The 20,651-nt window shown below is 65.5% G+C and carries 17 protein-coding genes and 1 riboswitch; of the genes, 9 read left to right on the top strand and 8 right to left on the bottom strand.

Going from position 1 to position 20,651, the window contains the following annotated elements; genetic code table 11:
* Window positions 1-127 precede the first annotated feature (127 nt).
* The gene (locus tag R4P47_RS13970) at window positions 128-598 is read right to left on the bottom strand and encodes a DUF4262 domain-containing protein (RefSeq protein WP_149405731.1); all 471 of its coding nucleotides are present in this window, start codon (window positions 596-598) and stop codon (window positions 128-130) included.
* A 64-nt stretch (window positions 599-662) separates the two neighbouring features.
* Here R4P47_RS13970 and R4P47_RS13965 point away from each other — a divergent pair, with 64 nt between their 5' ends.
* The 9 genes from R4P47_RS13965 to R4P47_RS13925 all read left to right on the top strand — a co-directional run bounded on the left by R4P47_RS13965 (window position 663) and on the right by R4P47_RS13925 (window position 13,272).
* Window positions 663-2,048, top strand: coding sequence for a DEAD/DEAH box helicase (locus R4P47_RS13965; protein WP_256989568.1), 1,386 nt, complete (start codon window positions 663-665; stop codon window positions 2,046-2,048).
* The gene (locus R4P47_RS13960; protein WP_317785042.1) at window positions 2,045-2,944 is read left to right on the top strand and encodes a DMT family transporter; all 900 of its coding nucleotides are present in this window, start codon (window positions 2,045-2,047) and stop codon (window positions 2,942-2,944) included. The genes R4P47_RS13965 and R4P47_RS13960 overlap by 4 nt, the downstream gene beginning before the upstream one ends.
* 11 nt (window positions 2,945-2,955) lie before the next feature.
* Entirely contained in the window at window positions 2,956-4,392 is a 1,437-nt protein-coding gene (locus tag R4P47_RS13955) for a GuaB1 family IMP dehydrogenase-related protein (RefSeq protein ID WP_317785041.1), read from the top strand.
* Window positions 4,393-4,739: 347 nt separating this feature from the next.
* Window positions 4,740-6,119, top strand: a complete 1,380-nt coding sequence (locus tag R4P47_RS13950; RefSeq protein WP_317785040.1) for a hemolysin family protein — start codon at window positions 4,740-4,742, stop codon at window positions 6,117-6,119.
* Window positions 6,112-7,248, top strand: a complete 1,137-nt coding sequence (locus R4P47_RS13945) for a hemolysin family protein (RefSeq protein ID WP_149405728.1) — start codon at window positions 6,112-6,114, stop codon at window positions 7,246-7,248. Before R4P47_RS13950 ends, R4P47_RS13945 begins: the two co-directional genes overlap by 8 nt.
* Window positions 7,249-8,163 (top strand): 3-methyladenine DNA glycosylase, encoded by a 915-nt coding sequence (locus tag R4P47_RS13940; RefSeq protein WP_068047392.1) that lies wholly within the window; start codon window positions 7,249-7,251, stop codon window positions 8,161-8,163. It abuts the gene before it with no gap.
* Window positions 8,164-8,228: 65 nt separating this feature from the next.
* Window positions 8,229-10,403 carry a malate synthase G gene (locus R4P47_RS13935; protein WP_317785039.1) on the top strand — a complete coding sequence of 725 codons (2,175 nt, stop codon included), beginning with the start codon at window positions 8,229-8,231 and terminating at the stop codon, window positions 10,401-10,403.
* A gap of 67 nt (window positions 10,404-10,470) precedes the next feature.
* Complete coding sequence (locus R4P47_RS13930) at window positions 10,471-12,129, top strand: substrate-binding and VWA domain-containing protein (RefSeq protein WP_317785038.1); 1,659 nt, start codon at window positions 10,471-10,473, stop codon at window positions 12,127-12,129.
* Window positions 12,130-12,132: 3 nt separating this feature from the next.
* A complete protein-coding gene (locus R4P47_RS13925) occupies window positions 12,133-13,272 on the top strand; it encodes a metallophosphoesterase (RefSeq protein ID WP_317785037.1) in 1,140 nt (379 codons plus the stop codon).
* Between the two features lie 61 nt (window positions 13,273-13,333).
* Here R4P47_RS13925 and gcvP read toward each other — a convergent pair whose 3' ends face one another.
* The 7 genes from gcvP to R4P47_RS13890 all read right to left on the bottom strand — a co-directional run bounded on the left by gcvP (window position 13,334) and on the right by R4P47_RS13890 (window position 20,650).
* Window positions 13,334-16,186: an aminomethyl-transferring glycine dehydrogenase gene (gcvP, locus tag R4P47_RS13920; RefSeq protein WP_411567337.1), complete on the bottom strand. Its 2,853-nt coding sequence runs from the start codon at window positions 16,184-16,186 to the stop codon at window positions 13,334-13,336.
* A gap of 183 nt (window positions 16,187-16,369) precedes the next feature.
* A riboswitch (glycine riboswitch) is annotated at window positions 16,370-16,467 on the bottom strand.
* Between the two features lie 12 nt (window positions 16,468-16,479).
* Complete coding sequence (locus tag R4P47_RS13915; RefSeq protein WP_094642346.1) at window positions 16,480-17,037, bottom strand: MerR family transcriptional regulator; 558 nt, start codon at window positions 17,035-17,037, stop codon at window positions 16,480-16,482.
* Between the two features lie 398 nt (window positions 17,038-17,435).
* Window positions 17,436-17,909 (bottom strand): bifunctional nuclease family protein, encoded by a 474-nt coding sequence (locus tag R4P47_RS13910; RefSeq protein ID WP_149405724.1) that lies wholly within the window; start codon window positions 17,907-17,909, stop codon window positions 17,436-17,438.
* Between the two features lie 100 nt (window positions 17,910-18,009).
* Window positions 18,010-18,747, bottom strand: a complete 738-nt coding sequence (locus tag R4P47_RS13905) for a MerR family transcriptional regulator (RefSeq protein ID WP_037189245.1) — start codon at window positions 18,745-18,747, stop codon at window positions 18,010-18,012.
* Window positions 18,744-19,241, bottom strand: a complete 498-nt coding sequence (locus R4P47_RS13900; RefSeq protein WP_032377955.1) for an FHA domain-containing protein — start codon at window positions 19,239-19,241, stop codon at window positions 18,744-18,746. The genes R4P47_RS13905 and R4P47_RS13900 overlap by 4 nt, the downstream gene beginning before the upstream one ends.
* Before the next feature lie 213 nt (window positions 19,242-19,454).
* Window positions 19,455-19,859, bottom strand: a complete 405-nt coding sequence (gene gcvH, locus R4P47_RS13895; protein ID WP_068047421.1) for a glycine cleavage system protein GcvH — start codon at window positions 19,857-19,859, stop codon at window positions 19,455-19,457.
* 41 nt (window positions 19,860-19,900) lie between these two features.
* Window positions 19,901-20,650, bottom strand: a complete 750-nt coding sequence (locus R4P47_RS13890) for a DUF881 domain-containing protein (protein ID WP_269594061.1) — start codon at window positions 20,648-20,650, stop codon at window positions 19,901-19,903.
* Window position 20,651 lies beyond the last annotated feature (1 nt).

Below are 20,651 nucleotides of genomic sequence, written 5' to 3'. Positions count from 1 at the left end.
TGGTATGGAATGTTCCAAAGTGTGGGGGGGGGCGATGGTCCGGAGAGCTACCCCTGACCGCGCCCCGCCCGCGGGGGGGGGGGGGTGCTCCCCGCCGCCCCACCGGTGGTACGTACCGAGAACAAGGTCAGACGGGCACCGGCCCGAGTATCGGTTGGACCACCGTCGACGGGATGCCCTCCCACGGCAGTGCACCTTCCAGGTCCTTCCACACCGCCTGCACCGCACTGAAGCACCCTTGGCCGTACACGTCGGATGCGGTGTACAGAATATCCGCACAGTCCGGTACGTCGATGGTGAACAGATCGAATCCGGCTGCAGTGCAACCGATTCCGGACTCGAGCTCCAGCATTCCCGAGACCACCGATGCGCCGAGCGAATTGAGAATTCTCGAGGACTCGTGCGGCCCGCGCCCCGTCAGGACGATCTCCGGGCTGCCGAAATTCGTGAGACCGACCGTGTAGCAGAACGCCGGATGGATACCGTCGGGATCGACTTCCGATTCGACGTACTGCAGGGCCCAGCCACACCTGTCGATGGTGCGTATCACGCCCTCGATGTACTCGTCGACGCTGTGGCCCTGACACATCTTGCACATAGCTCCCCCACACTCTGCGTGCGATCGCCCCCTCGGCAATCACGGTGTCGAACGCCGATCGAACATGCGTTCTGCCCCGAGTATTGCGCGGGGCACCGACAAGAAGATTCCGACGCACGGCCGACGCAGCGGTATGGTCACAGCCATGCCGGGTCAATCCGTTCGATCGTTCGCAGAACTGGGACTGCCCGTGGTTCTCGTGCACTCGCTCAGGAAAGCGGGTGTCTCCGAGCCGTTTCCGATCCAGTCCGCCGCCCTGCCAGATGCGCTCGCGGGTCGCGATGTGCTGGGCCGTGCTCCGACCGGATCCGGCAAGACTCTCGCGTTCGGGCTTCCACTGCTCGTGCGGCTTGCCGGCCGACGCAGCGAGCCCGGTGCACCGCGTGGACTCGTGCTGGCTCCCACTCGCGAACTCGCGCTCCAGATCCAGGAAGTGCTCGACGTCCACGGTGCGACGTTCGGCCTGCGCAGCGTCGGCGTGGTCGGCGGCGTTCCGCTCGAGCGCAATGTCAGAGAGATCCAGCGCGGAATCGACATCGTGGTGGCCACCCCCGGTCGCCTCAACGATCTCCTCGAGCGTCGTTCGATCACGTTGAATCGAGTGGAGGTCACCGTGATCGACGAGGCAGATCGCATGGTGGACATGGGATTTCTGCCCCAGGTCGATTCGCTTCTCGCTGCGACACCGACCGGCGGCCAGCGGCTGCTGTTCTCGGCGACCCTGGACGGAGACGTCGACCGCCTGGTCGAGAAGTTCCTCAGCGATCCGGCCGAACATTCCACCGCGGAGTCGGTGAGCGAACCGGACATCGCGCATTACGTGTTCAGGGTCGATGCCGGCCGCAAGACAGAAGTAGCTGCCGCACTTGCCAACAGGGACGGGCGCACGTTGCTGTTCGTCCGCACCACTCACGCGGTCGACCGGCTCACCGACGACTGTCGCCGGCTGGGCGTACCGGTATCGTCGTTGCACGGCAACAAGACTCAGGCGCACCGCACACGTTCGCTGGCCGCTTTCGGCGACGGCGCATCGACCGCGCTGATCGCGACCGATGTCGCGGCACGTGGGGTTCACGTCGACGACGTCAGCCTCGTGGTCCACGTGGACCCACCACTGGATTCCAAGGACTACGTGCATCGCGCAGGTCGCACTGCCCGCGCCGGCTCCAGCGGAACCGTCGTGACGTTGGCTACGGCCGAACAGGTGGATCACGTGTGCGCGATGGCGGGCGATGCCGGTGTCTCGGCAACGGTGGTCGACACCGAGAGCGATCCCACCTCGTGGCGTCGATTGACCGGGGCGCGTACACCCATCGGCAGGCCGCTCCCGGCCGAGGCGGTCGAAGCACCGGCACAACGTGGCTCGCGGCGCGGTGCTGCGCCCGTCCGACACGAGCGAGGCGGGCGGGCCGGGGGCAGGCGGGGCGGCAACAGAGGACGACGCGGGTGACCGCCTCGTGGTTGTCGATCGCGCTCGCCCTGGTTTCGGCATTCCTGTTCGCCTGTGCGTCGGTGGCACAGCAGAGCGCCGCGGCGTCGGTCCCCCAGGGAACGTCACTGCTCTCGGCTCTGATCCGAAGCCCCAGATGGTGGGTGGGCGTACTCGGCGACGGGGGCGGCTACGCCGTTCAGATCGCTGCACTGTGGGTCGGTTCGGTCCTGGTCGTGCAGCCGTTGCTCGTCACCGCCCTGCTGTTCGCACTCCCGATGTCGGCGAAATTGGCGGGCCGGGTTCTCCCTGCTTCGACGTGGGTGCTCGCATTCCTGCTTGCCGCCGCCCTCGCGGTGTTCATCGTGGTCGGCGACCCCAGCGAAGGTGACACCGACGCCCCTCTGTCCGACTGGATCGTTCCTCTGATCGTCGCCGCGGTCGTGATCGGCGGCGCAGCAGTGGGAGGTCTGCTCCTGACCGCCCCCGGTGTGCGGGCCCTGTTGCTCGGAGCCGCAGGAGGGTTGCTGTTCGGTCTGGCCGCGGCTCTGACGAAGTTGGTCACCGACCTCGTGGAGAACGAGAGGTTCGGCGCGTTGACGGCCTGGCAGACCTACGCCCTCGTCGGATCGGGAGTTCTCGGCTTCTACCTCCAACAACGCGCGTTTCAAGTCGGTCCGCTGTCCGCGTCCATGCCTGCCGTCACGATCGGCGAGCCCCTCGGCGCTGCGTTCATCGGCATCACGGTCCTGGACGAGCGAATCAGAACCGACGGGGCTTCCCTCGCCGTCATCGCCGTAGCGGTGTCCGTCATGATCGCCGCGACGATTCGACTGTCGCAGACCCAGGCGTCGACTCGCATCGAAAGGGAGACGGTGGACGGGGCGTCGACCCCGCCGATCGCGCCCGACCGGTAGTCTCGATCAACGTGCAGTTCCTCGATGGTCACCGACCGCCCTACGATCTCACCTACGACGATGTCTTCCTCGTCCCCAACCGAACCGACGTCACGTCGCGATTCGATGTCGACCTCAGTACGGTCGACGGTTCGGGAACGACTATTCCGATCGTCGTGTCGAACATGACCGCGGTGTCGGGTCGGCGTATGGCCGAAACCGTCGCACGTCGCGGAGCGATCGCCGTGATCCCGCAGGATCTCCCCACCGAGGCCGTCGCCGAAACCGTCGCATTCGTCAAGAGTCGCGACCTGATCGCGGACACACCGGTCGTTCTCGGCCCCAACGCATCCGTGTCCGACGCCCTGGCGCTGATGCACAAGCGTGCACACGGCTCGGTCGTGATCGTCGAACACGGCAAGCCGATCGGAGTCGTGTCCGAGGGTGCCTGCGCCGACGTCGACCGATTCGCGCGGCTCAGCTCCGTGGCGTCGGCCGATTTCGTGCGAGCCCCTCGCCATGCGTCACCCAAGGAAGTTTTCGAGCTGATGGAGGCGGCACACGCCCACCTCGCCGTCGTCGTCGAGAACGACGGCTCCCTGGCAGGTGTGGTCACCAGGACCGGCGCGATCAGAACCGGCATCTACGCGCCTGCAGTCGACGCGTCGGGTCGCCTCCGTATCGCTGCCGCGGTCGGCATCAACGGCAACGTGGCCGAGAAGGCGACTGCACTGGTCGAGGCCGGGGCCGATGTGCTCGTGATGGACACCGCTCACGGGCATCAGCAGAAGATGCTCGAAGCCCTCGCTGCCGTGCGCTCCCTCGATCTCGGCGTTCCCCTGGCGGCCGGCAATGTGGTGTCCGCGCAGGGGACGCGCGATCTGGTGGAGGCGGGCGCGGACATCGTCAAGGTCGGTGTCGGGCCGGGAGCGATGTGCACGACACGCATGATGACCGGCGTCGGACGCCCCCAGTTCTCGGCTGTCGCCGATTGCTCCGCTGCGGCAGCCGAACTCGGGGCTTCGGTGTGGGCCGACGGCGGTGTACGCCATCCTCGTGACGTGGCACTCGCACTGGCTGCCGGCGCCGCCAACGTCATGATCGGCTCGTGGTTCGCCGGCACCTACGAGTCGCCCGGCGACCTGCGGGTGGACGCATCCGGCAATCGGTACAAGGAGAGCTTCGGTATGGCGTCGAAGCGAGCCGTTGCCGCCCGTACCGCCACCGATGGGGCGTTCGACCGGGCTCGCAAGGCCTTGTTCGAGGAGGGCATTTCCAGTTCGCGGATGCGCCTCGATCCCGATCGCCCCGGTGTCGAGGACCTGATCGATCACATCTGTGCCGGAGTTCGCAGTACCTGCACGTATGCGGGTGCCCGTTCGCTGCCGGAGTTGGCCGAACGAGCAGTTCTGGGGGTCCAGTCCGCAGCCGGATTCGCCGAAGGACGGCCCCTGCCCTCCGGGTGGTGACGGTCGGGCACGGTTAGACTCACCCACAGCAAACACAGTTGTTCGCGCTCGCCACTCGTCGGACATTCGAGCATTCGATTCTCGACAGGTGGCGGAACGGTCGGCTCCTCACGGAGTGGGACCACATCGCGAACCGAACAGAAGGGAATCAGGTGCCCGAGGCACCCACTATCTCGGTTGCCGTCGCGGCAACTGCGGAACAACACGACGAGAGTTCCACTTCGGAGGGATCCTCTATCGAGCCGGGAGAGAAACCCGGCGACACAGATTTCGGCAACCACGTGCACTCCGGCGGCGCGATGCTCCTGTCCCAGCTTCGACGGTCCCGGCTCAGGCGGAGCTGACGCGTGGCACTTCTTCTCACCATCGTGAGCCTGCTCGGTTTCGTCGCTCTGACGGCCGGCACCGCACTGTTCGTCGCGGCCGAGTTCTCGCTCACTGCTCTCGAACGCAGTGCCGTCGAGTCGCAGGCCGACAACGGCGACCTGCGCTCACGCCAGGTGCTGCACGCCCACAAGACACTGTCCTTTCAGCTGTCCGGTGCCCAACTCGGCATCACCATCACGACACTGATCACCGGTTACCTCGCCGAACCGGTACTGGCCGGCTTCATCCGACCCGTGGCCGACGCGCTGGGCGCATCCGAGACCCTCTCCGCAGGAATCTCGCTCGCCGTGGCGCTGATCCTGGCCACCTCGTTCTCGATGATCTTCGGTGAGCTGGTTCCCAAGAACATCGCCATCGCGAAACCGATGTCGACCGCTCGTGTCACCGCCGGTGCGATGGCCGGGTTCTCACTGGTCTTCAAATGGGCCATCAACGGGCTCAACGGCTCGGCGAACTGGCTGGTACGCCGGCTCGGCATCGAACCGGCCGAGGAACTGAGATCCGCGCGGTCGCCGCAGGAACTGGGTTCACTGGTCCGCACGTCGGCACGGCAGGGATCGATCGACGAGAACACCGCCCGACTGGTCGATCGGTCGTTGCAGTTCGGTGATCGCACGGCCGAGGAACTGATGACGCCACGAGTCAAGATAGAAACGCTCGCCACCGACGCCACCGTGGCCGATCTGATCGAAACCGCGGCGCGGACCGGCTTCTCGCGCTTTCCGGTGGTCGACGGCGATCTGGACGACACCATCGGCGTCGTTCACATCAAGCATGCGTTCACCGTCGCCGGAGCGCACCGTCGCTCGACGACCGTCGAGTCCCTGGCACGAGACGTTCCTGTCGTACCGTCCAGCCTCGACGGCGACGCGGTGATGGAACGGGTACGCGCCGACGGTATGCAGGTCGCTCTCGTCGTCGACGAGTACGGCGGCACCGCGGGCATGGTCACGATGGAGGATCTGATCGAGGAAATCGTCGGTGACGTGCGCGACGAACACGACGAACCCGAACTCGACGTCTCCAGATCGGGCGACGGATGGGATTGCGCAGGCCTGCTGCGCATCGACGAGGTCGCGTCGGCCACGGGATATTCCGCACCGGAGGGCGAGTACGAAACCATCGGCGGTCTGGTACTGACCGAGTTGGGTCGCATTCCGACCGAGGGGGACGCAGTCATGTTGCCTCCCCCGGCCAACGAGGATCCGCTCGAACGAGACGGCGGTTGGGTGGCACGGGTGATTCGGATGGACGGCCGCCGCATCGACCGGGTGGTGCTCCTGCCCGTCGACGCGGCGGCGGTGGCTCGGATGAGATCGGAGGGTGAGATCGATGGGTGATTTCCTCGGAGTCGGTCTCGCCGTTCTACTGCTCGCCGGCAACGCATTCTTCGTCGGAGCCGAGTTCGCACTGATCTCGGCCCGGCGGGATCGCCTCGAAGCGCTGCTCGCACAGGGCAAGAAGCGCGCTCAGAGCGTGATCGAGGCCGGTCAGAACCTGTCGCAGATGCTCGCCGCTGCACAGCTCGGCATCACGATCTGCTCTATCCTTCTCGGTCGTGTGGCAGAGCCTGCAGTGGCACACCTGATCGAGGTTCCGCTCGAGGCAGTCGGCATTCCCGAGTCCTTCCTGCACCCGATCGCCTTCGCCATCGCATTGACGCTCGTGGTCGTTCTGCACATTCTCATCGGTGAGATGGTGCCCAAGAACATCGCGATCGCAGGCCCGGAGAGCACCGCCATGGTTCTGGTGCCCATCCATCTGCTGTTCATCAAGGTGGCACTGCCGCTGATCTCGTTCTACAACATGTGCGCCAACCTCACCCTTCGACTGCTGCGGATCGAGCCGAAGGACGAGCTGAGTTCCTCGGTATCGGCGGTCGAGTTGTCGCAGATGATCGGCGAATCACGATCCGAGGGACTGATCGACGCCGAGGAGCATCGACGACTGCGGCAGGCCCTGGAAACGTCCGGCCGAACGGTGGGTGAGGTTCTGATTCCCTCGCACCAGGTTCGCAGTATCGAGTTGTCCGGTCCCGATCACACCCTCGGACCCACCCTGGGCTCGGTCGAACGAGCCGTCATCGAAACGGGATTCTCGCGCTATCCGGTTCGCGACGCCTCGGGGGCACTTGTGGGCTACCTGCACCTCAAGGACGTACTCGACGACATGGCCGACGAGTCGGCAGGACCGGACACGGTCATTCCCCGCAGTGATGTGCGGGCACTGCCGGTGGTCTCCATCGACACGGTGCTCGACGACGCGTTGACCAAGTTGCGTCGGGCCAGCAGCCACCTCGGTGCCGTGCACGACGCGACCGGTGCCACGGTCGGTATCGTCGCGCTCGAGGACCTGGTCGAGGAGTTCGTCGGTACGGTTCGGGACGGCACACACCGGGTGGCCGGTCCCCGTCCGGGTCAATCGTCGTCCAACTTCAAGCCTGCGACTACTCCCCCACGGAACGCGTGAATGCCCAATTCGACGTTGGTGAGCGAAGGGCAGTGGACCGCTCGTCGTGCTGCGCATACGGCGCGGGTGGAGAACCTCGTCGGTGATTATCTGACCGACCGGGGCCACGGCGGCGTCCATCCGGTGCTCGATTTTCTGTTCACCTACTACAGTCACCGCCCGGGTCAGCTACGCCGATGGAATCCAGGTCACGGCGTCGTACTCACCGGCGATCGTGCGCGTGACTACGCGGAGTTCGCGTCCTACGAGCAGGTGGACACCGCCGACGGCCCGGGTTTTCGAGTGCGGTCGGATCTGGTCGAGCGTCGACGATCGAGCATCGAATTCACCCTCGGCCTGCTCTCCGCCACCCGAGACAGGCCGCCGGTGCTCGGATGTTTCGGACTGCACGAGTGGGCGATGGTCTACCGCGGGGGAACGTCGGCGCAGCGTCACGAGCAGGTGCCACTGCGTCTGGGACACGACGGAACCGATGCCGTGGTCGATTCGATGACGTTGCGGTGCACGCACTACGACGCCTTCCGCTTCTTCACTCCCGATGCTGCGCCGCGCAATGCTCTTACGCTGTCAGCGGAGTCGCGTCTGACATCCGAGCAACCCGGGTGCATTCACGCCTCGATGGATCTGTACAAGTGGTGCTACAAGCTCGGACCGCTGATCGATTCCGAGTTTCTCACCGACTGCTTCGAGCTGGCTCTGCACGCGCGAACGATCGACATGCGCGCGAGCCCGTACGACCTGAGCGACTACGATCTCGAACCCATTCGAATAGAGACCGCGGCCGGACGAGCGGAATATGTGCGCGCGCAGGGAGAGTTGTCGAGCGAAGCGGCACCTCTGCGCTCGGCGTTGATCGCTCGATGCCAGAATTTACTGATCGGCGGCGAGTTCGGCGTCGGACCTACCGCCGAGTAACATCGACAGCGTTGTCGTGGGGACACCGGTCACCGGTGTCCATGACCGGAAAGAGTGAGGAATTCATGACCGATCGTGTGCAGGCTGGTGGACTTCAGGTCGCCAAGGTCCTATTCGATTTCGTCGAGAAGGAGGCGCTGCCGGGTACCGACGTGGATTCGGATGCCTTCTGGACCGGTGCCGCGTCGCTGATCGCCGATCTCGCTCCCAAGAACAAGTCGTTGCTCGCTGTCCGCGACGAGATCCAGGGCAAGGTCGACGCCTGGCACGGTGAGCACGCGGGGCCGAACTACGACCGCGCCGCGTACAAGGCATTCCTGAAGGAGATCGGCTACCTGCTCGACGAGCCGGCCGACTTCCAGATCACCACCTCCGGTGTCGACACCGAGATCACCACCACGGCCGGGCCGCAGCTCGTGGTGCCGGTGCTCAATGCCCGGTTCGCGATCAACGCGTCCAACGCACGGTGGGGCTCGCTGTACGACGCTCTCTACGGAACCGATGCCATTCCCGAGACCGACGGTGCCGAGAAGGGCACCAGCTACAACAGGGTCCGCGGCGACAAGGTCATCGCCTTCGCGCGCGACTTCCTCGACGAAGCGTTGCCCCTGAGCTCCGGTTCGCACGTCGGTACCACGGGATACGTCGTCGACGCAGCGTCTCTGACGGTGACTCTCGCCGACGGAAGCACCGTCGGGCTGAAGGATCCGTCACAGCTGCTCGGTTACCAGGGCACCCCGGATGCGCCGTCGGCGATCCTGTTCGTCCACAACGGCTTGCACTTCGAGATCCAGATCGACCCCGAGAGCCCGATCGGCAAGACCGACGGCGCGGGAGTCAAGGACGTTCTGCTCGAGTCGGCTGTCACCACCATCATGGACTTCGAGGACTCCGTCGCTGCAGTCGATGCGGACGACAAGGTCCTCGGCTACCGCAACTGGCTCGGTCTGATGAAGGGCGACCTGACCGAGGAAGTCTCCAAGGGCGGTAAGAGCTTCACTCGTGCGATGAACAAGGACCGCACCTACACCTCGGTCGACGGTTCGGAACTGACACTGCACGGTCGCTCGCTGCTGTTCGTCCGCAACGTCGGTCACCTGATGACCTCGGATGCGATCCTCGATGCCGACGGCAACGAGGTGCCCGAGGGCATCCTCGACGCGCTGTTCACCTCGCTGGCCGGTATGCACTCGCTGACCTCGGACAACGTGCTGTCCAACTCACGCACCGGTTCGCTGTACATCGTCAAGCCCAAGATGCACGGACCGGACGAGGTCGCGTTCACCGCGGAGCTGTTCGGCCGTGTCGAGCAGGTCCTCGGCCTTCCGACCAACACACTCAAGGTCGGCATCATGGACGAGGAACGCCGCACGACGGTCAACCTCAAGGCGTGCATCCAGGCGGCGTCCGAGCGGGTCGTGTTCATCAACACCGGCTTCCTCGACCGCACCGGCGACGAGATCCACACCTCGATGGAGGCGGGCCCCGTCGTACGCAAGGGCGCGATGAAGGGCGAGAAGTGGATCGCGGCCTACGAGGACTTCAACGTCGACACCGGTCTGGCTGCAGGCCTCGAAGGCAAGGCGCAGATCGGTAAGGGCATGTGGGCCATGCCCGATCTGATGCACGACATGCTCGAGCAGAAGATCGGCCACCCCAAGGCCGGAGCCAACACCGCGTGGGTTCCCTCGCCTACCGCTGCGACCTTGCACGCCCTGCACTATCACAAGGTCGATGTCTTCGCCCGCCAGCACGAGATCGCACAGGCCAAGCGCGCCACCGTCGACGACATTCTCGAAATTCCTCTCGCGCCGTCCACGGACTGGACCGACGAGGAGAAGCAGAACGAGCTCGACAACAACTCGCAGTCGATCCTGGGCTACGTGGTGCGGTGGATCGACCACGGCGTCGGCTGCTCGAAGGTGCCCGACATCAACGACATCGCACTCATGGAAGACCGTGCGACGCTGCGTATTTCGAGTCAGTTCATCGCGAACTGGCTGCGCCACGGCATCGTCACCGAAGACCAGGTGCGCGAGTCGCTGAAGCGGATGGCACCGGTGGTGGACCGCCAGAACGAAGCCGATCCGACGTACAAGCCGTTGGCTCCCGACTTCGACACCAACATCGCTTTCCAGGCTGCCAGTGACCTGATCTTCCAGGGCACCAGCCAGCCCAACGGCTACACCGAGCCGATCCTGCATCGTCGCCGACGGGAGTACAAGGCCGTCAACGCCTGACGGACTTGTCGATCACGTGGGTGAACATCGGAACACAGAGCGCGGGCGTTCGATAGCAGCCGGACCCGTGATCGTCGTGATCACGATCGCGGTGCTGGTCGCGGCCGTCTTCGGATGGTTTCAACTGCGGGATCGCATCTTCGACCAAGGGGTCGAAGCTGCCGACACATGTGTGGAGGGATCGGCGGTGCTCACTGTCGCCGCCGATCCCGACATCTCCGGACCTGTCGAACAACTGGCTTCCCGGTTCAACGACACCGCACCGGTGGTGCGAGATCACTGTGTGACGGTGCAGGTTCGAGCTACCGCCTCCGATGCTGTGCGGACGGCATTGAACGCCGGTATCGACAACTGGGACGTCGGCGCACTCGGTGCTCGGCCGGGCCTGTGGATACCCCAATCGTCGGGTGACGTGGAGGCCGTGACCGACCGCGGAGCAGTCGACGGCACCCCGCGGCCACTGGCGTCGAGTCCGGTAGTGCTCGCAGTGCCGTCTGCCGTGGACGACGCTCTGGCCACGGCAAGTTGGGCCGACCTGGTCCGCCTGCAACGTGATCCGCAGGCATTCGGCCTCGGCGAGTGGGGCGCACTCCGTCTCGCACTACCGACCGGATCCGATTCCGGCGCAACCACACTGGCGCTCGCCGCAATCGCTGCCGGGATACGCGAAGATCCGACCAGCGAATTGACCCTGGAACAGGCCTCGTCCAGAGAAGTGGTCTCGGCCGTGTCGGAGCTGGCCGTTACCGACACCGGAGCCTCCGCGACGTCCGAATCCACCACCTACGACGCGCTCGCGGCGCTGGAGAACGCGCCCGGCTCCGATGCCCCCGTCCACGCGGTCCCGGTCACCGAGCAGCAACTGGCATCGACCGATTCGTCGACGTTGACCGCCGTCGAACCTCAGGGCCCCACTCCCGTTGCCGATCATCCCGCGGCCGTACTCTCCGGCGACGAGACATCGACTCGGGCGGCCGCCGCGTTCGTCGATTTCGTCCGGCAGCCGGACGGTGCGCAATTGCTCACGGATGCGGGCTTCGGCGTCGGCGAGACCCAGGACGCCGATGCCCTCGCTGCGCCCTCCGGATCGGTGGCCGACGCACTGCTGGCCGTGCTGCGAAGCCCGGTCCTGCCGCGCCGCGCCACGGTGCTGCTCGACGTATCCGAGTCGATGGGTACGTCCGAAGGCAGCGCGACTCGGCTGCAGAACACGGTTCGAGCTCTCAGCGAGCAGTTCCAGCGAGTGCCCGACGCCACCGAGCTGGGGCTGTGGAGCTTCGGCGAGGATCTGGACAATGCACTCCCCTTCCGGGTCGATGTTCCGACCGGGCCGATGTCGGCTGCGATCGGGCCGACGTCCAGGCGGGCTGCTCTGGATTCCAGCGCGGCCGCGGCGACGCCTGCGGGCGCGTCGTTCACGTTCGCATCCGTACTGGTCGCGTACGCCGATGCTGTGGCCGGATACGTTCCGGGCCGGGTGAATTCGGTGGTCCTCGTCACCGATGGACCGGACGATTCACCCCTGTCCCCCGAAGAACTGCTCACCGACCTGAACTCGGCGTCCGATGCCGCGCGTCCGGTCGCCGTGAACGTGGTGATGATCGGCGACAACCCCGACGCGACTGCGTTCACCGACATCGCGGCCCGTACCGGCGGCACTGCCACGACCGTACCGACGTCCGATTCACCGGAATTCATCGATCTACTCGGAAAGTTGCTGTACTAGAACATGTCTCGTGTAATTTTTGTCGGCGTTTTTCTACTCCTCATCACCCTGTTCCTGCACTGGCGGTTTCTCTCCGTGACCAGGATGCCGACACGTCCCAAACGAGCTGTCGATGCTGCACTGGCACTGCTGTGGCTGGGTGCGGTGATCGGTTTCGGCAGCGGCGTGGAGTTCGATCCGTCCTGGGCACGAGGACCCGCCTTCGTCGGCCTCAGTTGGCTCGCCGTGGTGCTGTACCTGTTCCTGGGAACGATTCTGGTGGCCGTGGTCTGCACCGTCGTGAGAGTGGTGTTCGCGGCTCGTGAACGCGATTCGTCCGCTGTTCGACTGCGGGTGTCGCGGGTCGGCTCGGCGGCGGTGGCACTCGTCAGCGTGGTTGCAGTGGGATACGGACTCGTCGAGGCGGCGACTCCGCGTGCGACGAACACCGACGTCGTGCTCGACAGGCTACCGGCCGAATTCGACGGCGTCCGAGTGGCGTTGGTGTCGGATCTCCATGTCGGCCCCTCCCGCGGCGCGGATTTCGTGCAGAAGGTCGTCGATTCGATCAACGCCCAGAATCCCGATGTCGTGCTCCTCGACGGTGATCTCATCGATGGGACGGTTGCTCTGGTGGGAGAAGATCTCGAGCCGCTACGCGATCTCGAAGCGCCGCTGGGTGTGTTCGCCGTCAGCGGCAATCACGAGTTCTACGCGGGCGACGGCGGCGAATGGCTCGACTTCTGGTCGACGCTCGGCATCGACGTGCTGCGCAACGAGCGTACGACGATCACTCGTGGCGACGCTGCCATCGACATCGCCGGCATCAACGACGCCACCGCACCGGCTCCGTACGAACCCGATCTGGCCGCGGCATTGGACGGGATCGATCCTGATCGCTTCGTACTACTGATGGCACATCAGCCGTTGCAGGCGGTGGAGGCATCGGACTTCGGAGTGGACATGCAGGTGTCCGGTCACACGCATGGGGGTCAGATCTGGCCGATCCGTTATCTGGTGCCGCTGCAGCAGCCCAGTGTCCAAGGGCTGGACACGATCGGCAACACCACGCTCTACACCACCCGCGGTGCCGGCGCGTGGGGTCCACCGGTGCGGGTGGCCGCTCCGCCCGAGATCGCGATGCTCGAACTCACCCGGGGCTAGAAGCCTCCGACTCCACCACGCCAGAGCCCGCCACGTCGTCGTGGCGGGCTCTGTTCTCGGCTCAGGCGAACGCCTCGATCGGTGGGCACGAACACACCAGATTGCGGTCTCCGTGGGCACCGTCGATGCGACGCACCGCCGGCCACACCTTCGGACGGTCGTAGCCCGACGGGTAGGCAGCGAGTTCCCGTGAGTACGGGTGATCCCATTCGCCGACCAGACTCCGAGCGGTGTGCGGTGCACCTCGAAGTGGGTTGTCGTCGACCGTCCATTCGCCCGATCCGACGCGATCGATCTCTCCCCTGATGGCGATCATCGCATCGCAGAACGCGTCGATCTCCTCGAGGTTCTCGCTCTCGGTCGGCTCGACCATCAGAGTTCCCGGCACCGGGAAGCTCATCGTGGGCGCGTGGAAGCCGTAGTCCGCCAACCTCTTCGCGACGTCGTCGACGGTGACTCCGGTGTCCTTGGTCAGGCCCCGAAGATCGAGAATGCACTCGTGGGCAACCATGCCGTTGTCGCCGGTGTACAGAACCGGGAAGTACTCGTCGAGGCGACGGGCGATGTAGTTGGCCGACGCGATCGCCGTCAACGTCGCCTGCCGGAGCCCCGTCGCACCCATCATCGCGATGTAGGCCCACGTGATCGTCAGGATCGAGGCGCTGCCGTAGGGGGCACCGGACACCGTCGGTCCCGAACCGAGCTGCGGGGCCAATGGGTGACCCGGCAGGTACGGCTGCAGGTGCGACCGCACACCGATGGGTCCGACACCGGGCCCGCCGCCGCCGTGCGGGATGCAGAACGTCTTGTGCAGGTTCAGGTGGCTGACATCGCCGCCGAATCGGCCCGGGCGCGCCAGACCGACGAGAGCGTTGAGGTTGGCACCGTCGACGTACACCTGACCGCCCGCGTCGTGGACCGCAGCACAGATCTCGGAGATCTCGTGCTCGTAGACGCCGTGGGTGGAGGGGTAGGTAATCATGATCGCCGCGAGGGTGTCGGCGTGCTCGGCGATCTTGGCGCGCAGGTCGTCGACGTCGACGTCACCGTTGGGACGGCAGGCCACCACCACCACGCGCATCCCGACCATCACGGCCGAGGCTGCGTTGGTGCCGTGGGCGCTCGACGGAATCAGGCAGACAGTGCGTTCGGCATCGCCGTTGCCGAGGTGGTAGCGGCGAATGGCGAGCAGTCCCGCGTACTCGCCCTGGCTTCCCGCATTGGGCTGCAGGCTGACCGCGTCGTAGCCGGTGATGTCGACGAGCCACCGTTCCAGGTCGGCGATCACCTTCAGCAGACCGGGCACGTCCGGGGACGGAGCGAAGGGGTGCTGACGGGCGAACTGCGGCCAGGTGATGGACTCCATCTCCGCGGTGGCGTTCAGCTTCATCGTGCACGAACCCAGCGGAATCATGCTGCGATCGAGCGCAATGTCCTTGTCGGACAACGCGCGCAGGTACCGCAGCATGGCCGTCTCGGTGCGGTACCTGGTGAATGCCGGGTGCGTGAGGTACTTCGAGTTTCGAGTCATGTTCGCCGGCAACGACTCGGCCCCGGAACCTGCGGCTTCTGCACCGAACGCGGCGAGCACGTTCGCGATGTGCTCGGGCGTCGTCGCCTCGTCGCACGCGACGGCCACGTGGTCGGCGTCGACGAGCCGCAGATTGATCCCGCGTTGCTTGGCAGCGTCGACGACGGCCTGAGCCTTACCCGGGACGGCCGCCAGGACGGTGTCGAAGAAGTCCGTGTGCACCACCTCGATACCTGCTTCCTGCAGGCCTGCCGCCACGGTTCGAGCATGCGCGTTCACCCGAGTTGCTATGGCACGCAATCCGTCTGCGCCGTGGTAGCTGGCGTACATCGCGGCGACGATGGCCAGCAGGACCTGAGCGGTGCAGATGTTGGAGGTCGCCTTCTCACGGCGGATGTGCTGCTCACGGGTCTGCAGCGCCAGCCGGTAGGCGCGGTGGCCGTCGGCATCGAGCGAGACCCCGACCAATCGACCGGGCAGCTGACGGGAATGACCCGACCGCACTGCGAGGTAGCCGGCGTGCGGTCCGCCGTATCCCATCGGAACACCGAACCGCTGGGTGGTTCCGAAGCAGACGTCTGCGCCGATCTCACCGGGCGGGGTCACCACGGTGGCAGCCAGCAGGTCCACTCCCACTGCAACCAGAGCCCCGCGGTCGTGCGCGGCCTCGATGATCGCCGTGTGATCGACAAGACGGCCCGATGCTCCGGGCAGCTGCGCGAGCACACCGAAGAATTCTCCGTCGGGCAGGCCGTCGGTCAGATCGGCGTAGACCAATTCGATGCCCAGCGGCTCGGCGCGAGTGGCCAACACGGCCTCGGTTTGCGGGAAGATATCGGAATCGACCAGTAGCCGAGGCGACTTCGACGCCCTGTTCGCGCGCCGCATCAAGGTCATGGATTCGGCGGCCGCCGTCGACTCGTCGAGCATCGACGCATTGGCCACGTCCATGCCGGTGAGGTCGGCAACCATGGTCTGGAAGTTGAGCAACGCTTCGAGTCGCCCCTGGCTGATCTCCGGCTGATACGGCGTGTACGCGGTGTACCAGGCCGGGTTCTCCAGAATGCCTCGGGTCAGCACCGGCGGTGTGAGAGTGTCGTAGTAGCCCAGGCCGATCATCGACGTCGCCACGGTGTTCTGCCCGGCGAGGTCGGCCAGTGCTGAGAGCACCTCGTGCTCGCTCAGCGCGGGCGGTAGCGTCGCCAACCCGTCGGGAACGCCGTCGACCACGGTATCGAGGATCGACGAAGGAACGGCCTTGCGGGCCAGCTCGTCGAGACTGTCGACGCCGATGGTGTCGAGGATGCGGACCAACTCGGCGGCGTCGGGGCCGATGTGACGGTCGACGAAAGTGTGTGCGGGCGAGCCGGTTCGGTCGGTCACGATGTGCTCCCAAGACGAGGCGTCGGACGGCCGAGGCATGCGCTCCGGCCGCTCCTCCCCCTCTGTCGTGTGCCCGCTGACGCGTGCGCCTGAGAGATTCGGTCGGACACGGCGCGCCAGTCAAGCGCGCCGGCACCTTTCCCCTTGGGCGGGTGGGTGCTCCCACCACTTTCCAGAGTTGTCGAAGCCCACACGGTCCGTGTGCCTGAGAGATTGACGGGGAGGTATTGCTCCTTCGGCGTCCGAGACTGGATGCCTCGGAACTCTCCCGCGCGGGCGCGACGAAAGAAAGTCTAGCCGGTCTTGCGGCTCGCGCGATTCTTGCGGCGCGACGCCAACTCGTCCTCGGGGCTCGGCTGGCTTTCACCGCCGTCGGCTCGTTCGGCCGGGAAGTCGGCGATGGTGCCGGTGAGCTCGCGCATCGCACCGTTCACGGCAATGCCGAACACACCCTGCCCACCTTGGAGCAGGTCGACCACTTCTTCTGCCGACGTGCACTCGTAGACGGTGGTGCCGTCGGAGAACAGCGTGATGTTGGCGAGATCGCCCACCCCGCGCTGGCGTAGGTGATCGACGGCGACGCGGATGTTCTGCAGTGAGATACCGGTATCGAGCAGCCGCTTGACGATCTTGAGGACGAGCATGTCCTTGAACGAGTACAGCCGCTGGCTTCCCGATCCCGCTGCGCCGCGGATGGACGGGACGACGAGCCCGGTGCGGGCCCAGTAATCGAGCTGACGGTAGGTGATGCCGGCGATCTGGCACGCACTCGGCACGCGGTAGCCCACGAGTTCGTCGGGCACGGAGTCGTCGGGGAACAATCCCGGTTGAATGTCCTGGGGCGATTCGATTCGGGCGCTCGACGCCTGATCGGGGGTGTCGACCCGAGCATCGGCACCGACCGGCGTGTCCTGGGTCCGGCCTGCGGCTTCGGACTCTCGACGGCCGTGATGCTGCTGCGGCTGATCTCCCACTGACTGCTCCCTCTCGGATGTCTCACTGCGTTCGGATCGAGTCAGTACTGCGATCCGTCCGGGACACTGGAAATGCCTCGGTGTACTCGCGTGAAGTCATACCGTGTACCAGGCCAGAGTACGCCTCGGCAGGTATCGAAGAGGCGTGAACCGAACCCGGATCGGTCCAGCGACGGCGATGAACTTCACTGGCACGAACGTTATGGGGACGTTCGTGCAGATTCAACGCAACGCGCCGTAAACCTGAACCTAAAGTTGAGGTTGAGACTCTTCTGTTACCCGTCGGTGGCTTTGAAGTCGTCCGGAGAAACCGAGTCGAGGAACTCCTTGAACTTCTCGACCTCGTCCTCGCGCTCGTCGGGCATGATCAATCCGGCTTCGGCGAGCACGGGCTCCTCGGCGAAGATCGGCACCCCGGCCCGAAGCGCGATGGCAACGGAGTCCGACGGCCGAGCGGAGACCCTGATGTCCTTGTCGAACACCAGATCGGCGTAGAAGGTGCCCTCCTGCAGGTCGACGATGCGCACCTCCTTGAGCTGGTGCCCGAGCGCCGAGATCAGATTCTTGACGAGATCGTGGGTGAGCGGACGGGCCGGCTGCACACCCTGCTGCTCCAAAGCAATTGCGGCAGCCTCGGTTTGGCCGATCCAGATCGGGAGGTACCGGTCGCCGTCAGCCTCACGCAGCAGCAACACGGGCTGGTTCTGCGGCTGTTCGACACGAATACCGACCACACGCATCTCACTCATCGTGTCTGCCTCTCACCTCGAGAAATTCCGGGCTGCACTGAAAACTTGCTCAGCTCGTCGCTGCCGAGTCTATTGGAAGTCGAAACGACGCGAGCGAGCGTCACCGGTCGAGTGCACCGCGCACCGCGGCTTTGACCAGGCAGGTGTGCAAGGTCAAGGACAGTGCAGCCAATTCGCGAATCATTTCTTCTGCGCGATCGCGTGCACCGGCGTCTCGGCCCTTGGCCACAGGTCCGGCAATCTGCGCTACCAGACCGGCCTCGCGGTCCGCCGCGAGCTTGAAGGCGCGGAGGTGGCGCACCTCGAGACCGAACTGCAACATCGCGTGCGCCGTCCGGGCGAGCGTCACCGCGCCGTCGTCGTAGAAACCGGCCTGCCCCGGAGTGATCAAGCCGGCTCGCAACAGCTCGGTAAGAAACGCATCGTCGATCCCCGCCTGAGCGAGTAGATCTGCCTTGGCGATGCGAACCTCACGATCGGGCAGGAACTCCTCCGGAGAGACCTCACCCGCGGCAACTGTCAGCGACCGCGGACGCTTGACCGACGCATCGGCCCGTTCGACGGTCGCGACCCCGTGGTCGATGGCTTCGAGTTGCTCCTTGATCACCTTGAGCGGCAGGTACTGATCGCGCTGCGCGGTCAGCACGAAGCGCAGACGCTCGCAATCGGCGATGGAGAACCGCCGGTACCCCGACGGTGTGCGTTCCGGCGAGATCAGCCCCTCGGCTTCGAGAAATCTGATCTTCGAGATGGTGACATCAGGAAAGTCGGGCCGAAGTCGATCGAGGACGGAGCCAATCGACATCCCCCCGTTGGACTGCTGCCCGACGGCGGTCACTGGCTTCCTGCACCCGCAGACGCGTCGCCGACCTGAGATCCGTTGCCGCCCCGCGGTCCGGTGAGGAACACCAGCCGGAACTTGCCGATCTGGACCTCGTCGCCGTTGGCCAGCACAGCGGAGTCGACCGGCTCCCGGTTGACGTACGTGCCGTTGAGGCTGCCGACGTCGACGACCTGGAAGTCGTCCTCGTCCTGCCGGAACTCGGCATGCCGACGGCTGACGGTGACATCGTCGAGGAAGATGTCACTGTCGGGGTGCCGACCGGCAGAGGTGGTGGGCTGGTCGAGCAGGAACCGTGATCCGGCGTTGGGTCCTCGCTTGACGACGAGCAGCGCGGCACCGACAGGCAACCCCTCGACACCCGATACCGGAGCTTCGGTGCTCTGGGCGGCCGCGGAGTTGTCCAGCTCCTGCAGGAAATCTGCACGGAAGACCGAGGTGGTCTCTGCCGGTGACTCCCCGTAGTTGCTGTCGTTGTCGTTCTGGCTCACCGTTACTCCTTCTCAGTCCGTTCACCCGGGGCAGAGAACGCCGCGGGTAACGCAGTACATGGTCTTCACATCAGGTGTTGCTTGGCGTTCGGTGTTGCGTAGCTTCGTACAGCTTGCTGGACCTTCGCCCCGACAGGGTATTCGCTCGGTGTCGACCGTACCCTGCGCAGTGGTGGCCGTGTGGCCTGTTGGCTGGTGTCGACAGCCGGCCGATCACTCGGCCGTGATGAGAGCATATCCGGCGGCGTCGAGCATCTGCGCCAGTGCCGCGTCCAACTCCTCCGGTGTCGAAACCTCGAGGTCGATCAGCCAGCCTCCGGTGTAGGGTCCCGAGTTCACCTTCTCCGGTTCGCCGTCCAGATCCTCGTTCACGGCAACCACTTTCGCGGTCAGAGGGCTGAACACGTCGGACACGCTCTTGGTGGATTCGACCTCGCCGAGAGACGCGCCCGCGGTCACGGTGTCGCCGATCGAGGGAAGTTGAACGAACACCACGTCGCCCAACTGCGCCTGCGCGAAATCGGTGATACCGATTCGCACCGTTGCAGGCCCCGTGCGCTGCACCCACTCGTGCTCGGGGGTGTAGTACAGATCAGCTGGTGTGTCGATGTCGCTCAACGCGGCATTCCCTTCGATCGTGGCCCGGGGCGAGCGGGCGGTCAGTTACCGGGCTGAGCGTATTGACGCGGGCGCGGGTCCCGCAAGGCGGACACCGTGACCTGGTCCGACTGCGCGATGTTCGACGTCGCACCGTTGCGAGTCACCGTGTCGACGACCCCGCCGGGAATGTTCAGTGCCGACGCGAGAGTCGGCGAATCCCCGATGGCAGTGAAGGTGTACGGGGCACGCAGTTCTCTACCGTCGACCACGATCCGACCCGCGGAACCGGCGATCCACGAATCGACGCCGATGCGCACGGCATTTCCGCCGCCCTCGAGCTGGAGCGCTTCGGCACCTGCTGCACGCAGCTCCTGCATGGCGTCGAGCAGCACCTCCGATCCCACGCCCGAGTTCGGGTCCTCGATCACCAGTGTCACCCCCGGCCCCTGTGCCGCGACGGTACCGACTTGAATCGACAACGCGGACAATCGTTCCTGCGCTTCCGCCACCGCCGCCTCCGATCCCGATCCGGACTGACGCAGCGTCGCCAGAGTGGCCTGCAGGGTGCTGATCTCGTCCCGGATCGACGCCTCGCGTCGGGTCAGGGTGTCCAGCACGACCAGCAGGTCCTCGGGCCGAGAGTTCTCCAGGCCGTCGGTGGTGCTCGTCTCTCGTACCTGCGTGGCCAGGCCGATTCCCAGGACGCACAACAGCGCGAGCGCGAGAACACCGAATGCCGCTCCGCGCCTTCGTCCCTGTGCACCGGGACGTCGCGCGCGCCATCCGTGCCGACCGCCGCCTGCCGTCATG

Origin of the sequence: Rhodococcus sp. IEGM 1370 (assembly GCF_033142325.1) — a bacterium.
Lineage (GTDB): Bacteria > Actinomycetota > Actinomycetes > Mycobacteriales > Mycobacteriaceae > Rhodococcoides.
The sequence above is the reverse complement of the archived record's forward strand: the minus strand, read 5'-3'. Positions and strand labels throughout refer to the sequence as shown.

Bases quoted from the DNA above. Each gene is read 5' to 3' on its own strand.
- R4P47_RS13970 (WP_149405731.1), bottom strand. From the start codon at position 598: ATGTGCAAGATGTGTCAGGGCCACAGCGTCGACGAGTACATCGAGGGC.
- R4P47_RS13965 (WP_256989568.1), top strand. From the start codon at position 663: ATGCGTTCTGCCCCGAGTATTGCGCGGGGCACCGACAAGAAGATTCCG.
- R4P47_RS13945 (WP_149405728.1), top strand. From the start codon at position 6,112: ATGGGTGATTTCCTCGGAGTCGGTCTCGCCGTTCTACTGCTCGCCGGC.
- R4P47_RS13940 (WP_068047392.1), top strand. From the start codon at position 7,249: ATGCCCAATTCGACGTTGGTGAGCGAAGGGCAGTGGACCGCTCGTCGT.
- R4P47_RS13935 (WP_317785039.1), top strand. From the start codon at position 8,229: ATGACCGATCGTGTGCAGGCTGGTGGACTTCAGGTCGCCAAGGTCCTA.
- R4P47_RS13925 (WP_317785037.1), top strand. From the start codon at position 12,133: ATGTCTCGTGTAATTTTTGTCGGCGTTTTTCTACTCCTCATCACCCTG.
- R4P47_RS13910 (WP_149405724.1), bottom strand. From the start codon at position 17,909: ATGAGTGAGATGCGTGTGGTCGGTATTCGTGTCGAACAGCCGCAGAAC.
- R4P47_RS13890 (WP_269594061.1), bottom strand. From the start codon at position 20,650: ATGACGGCAGGCGGCGGTCGGCACGGATGGCGCGCGCGACGTCCCGGT.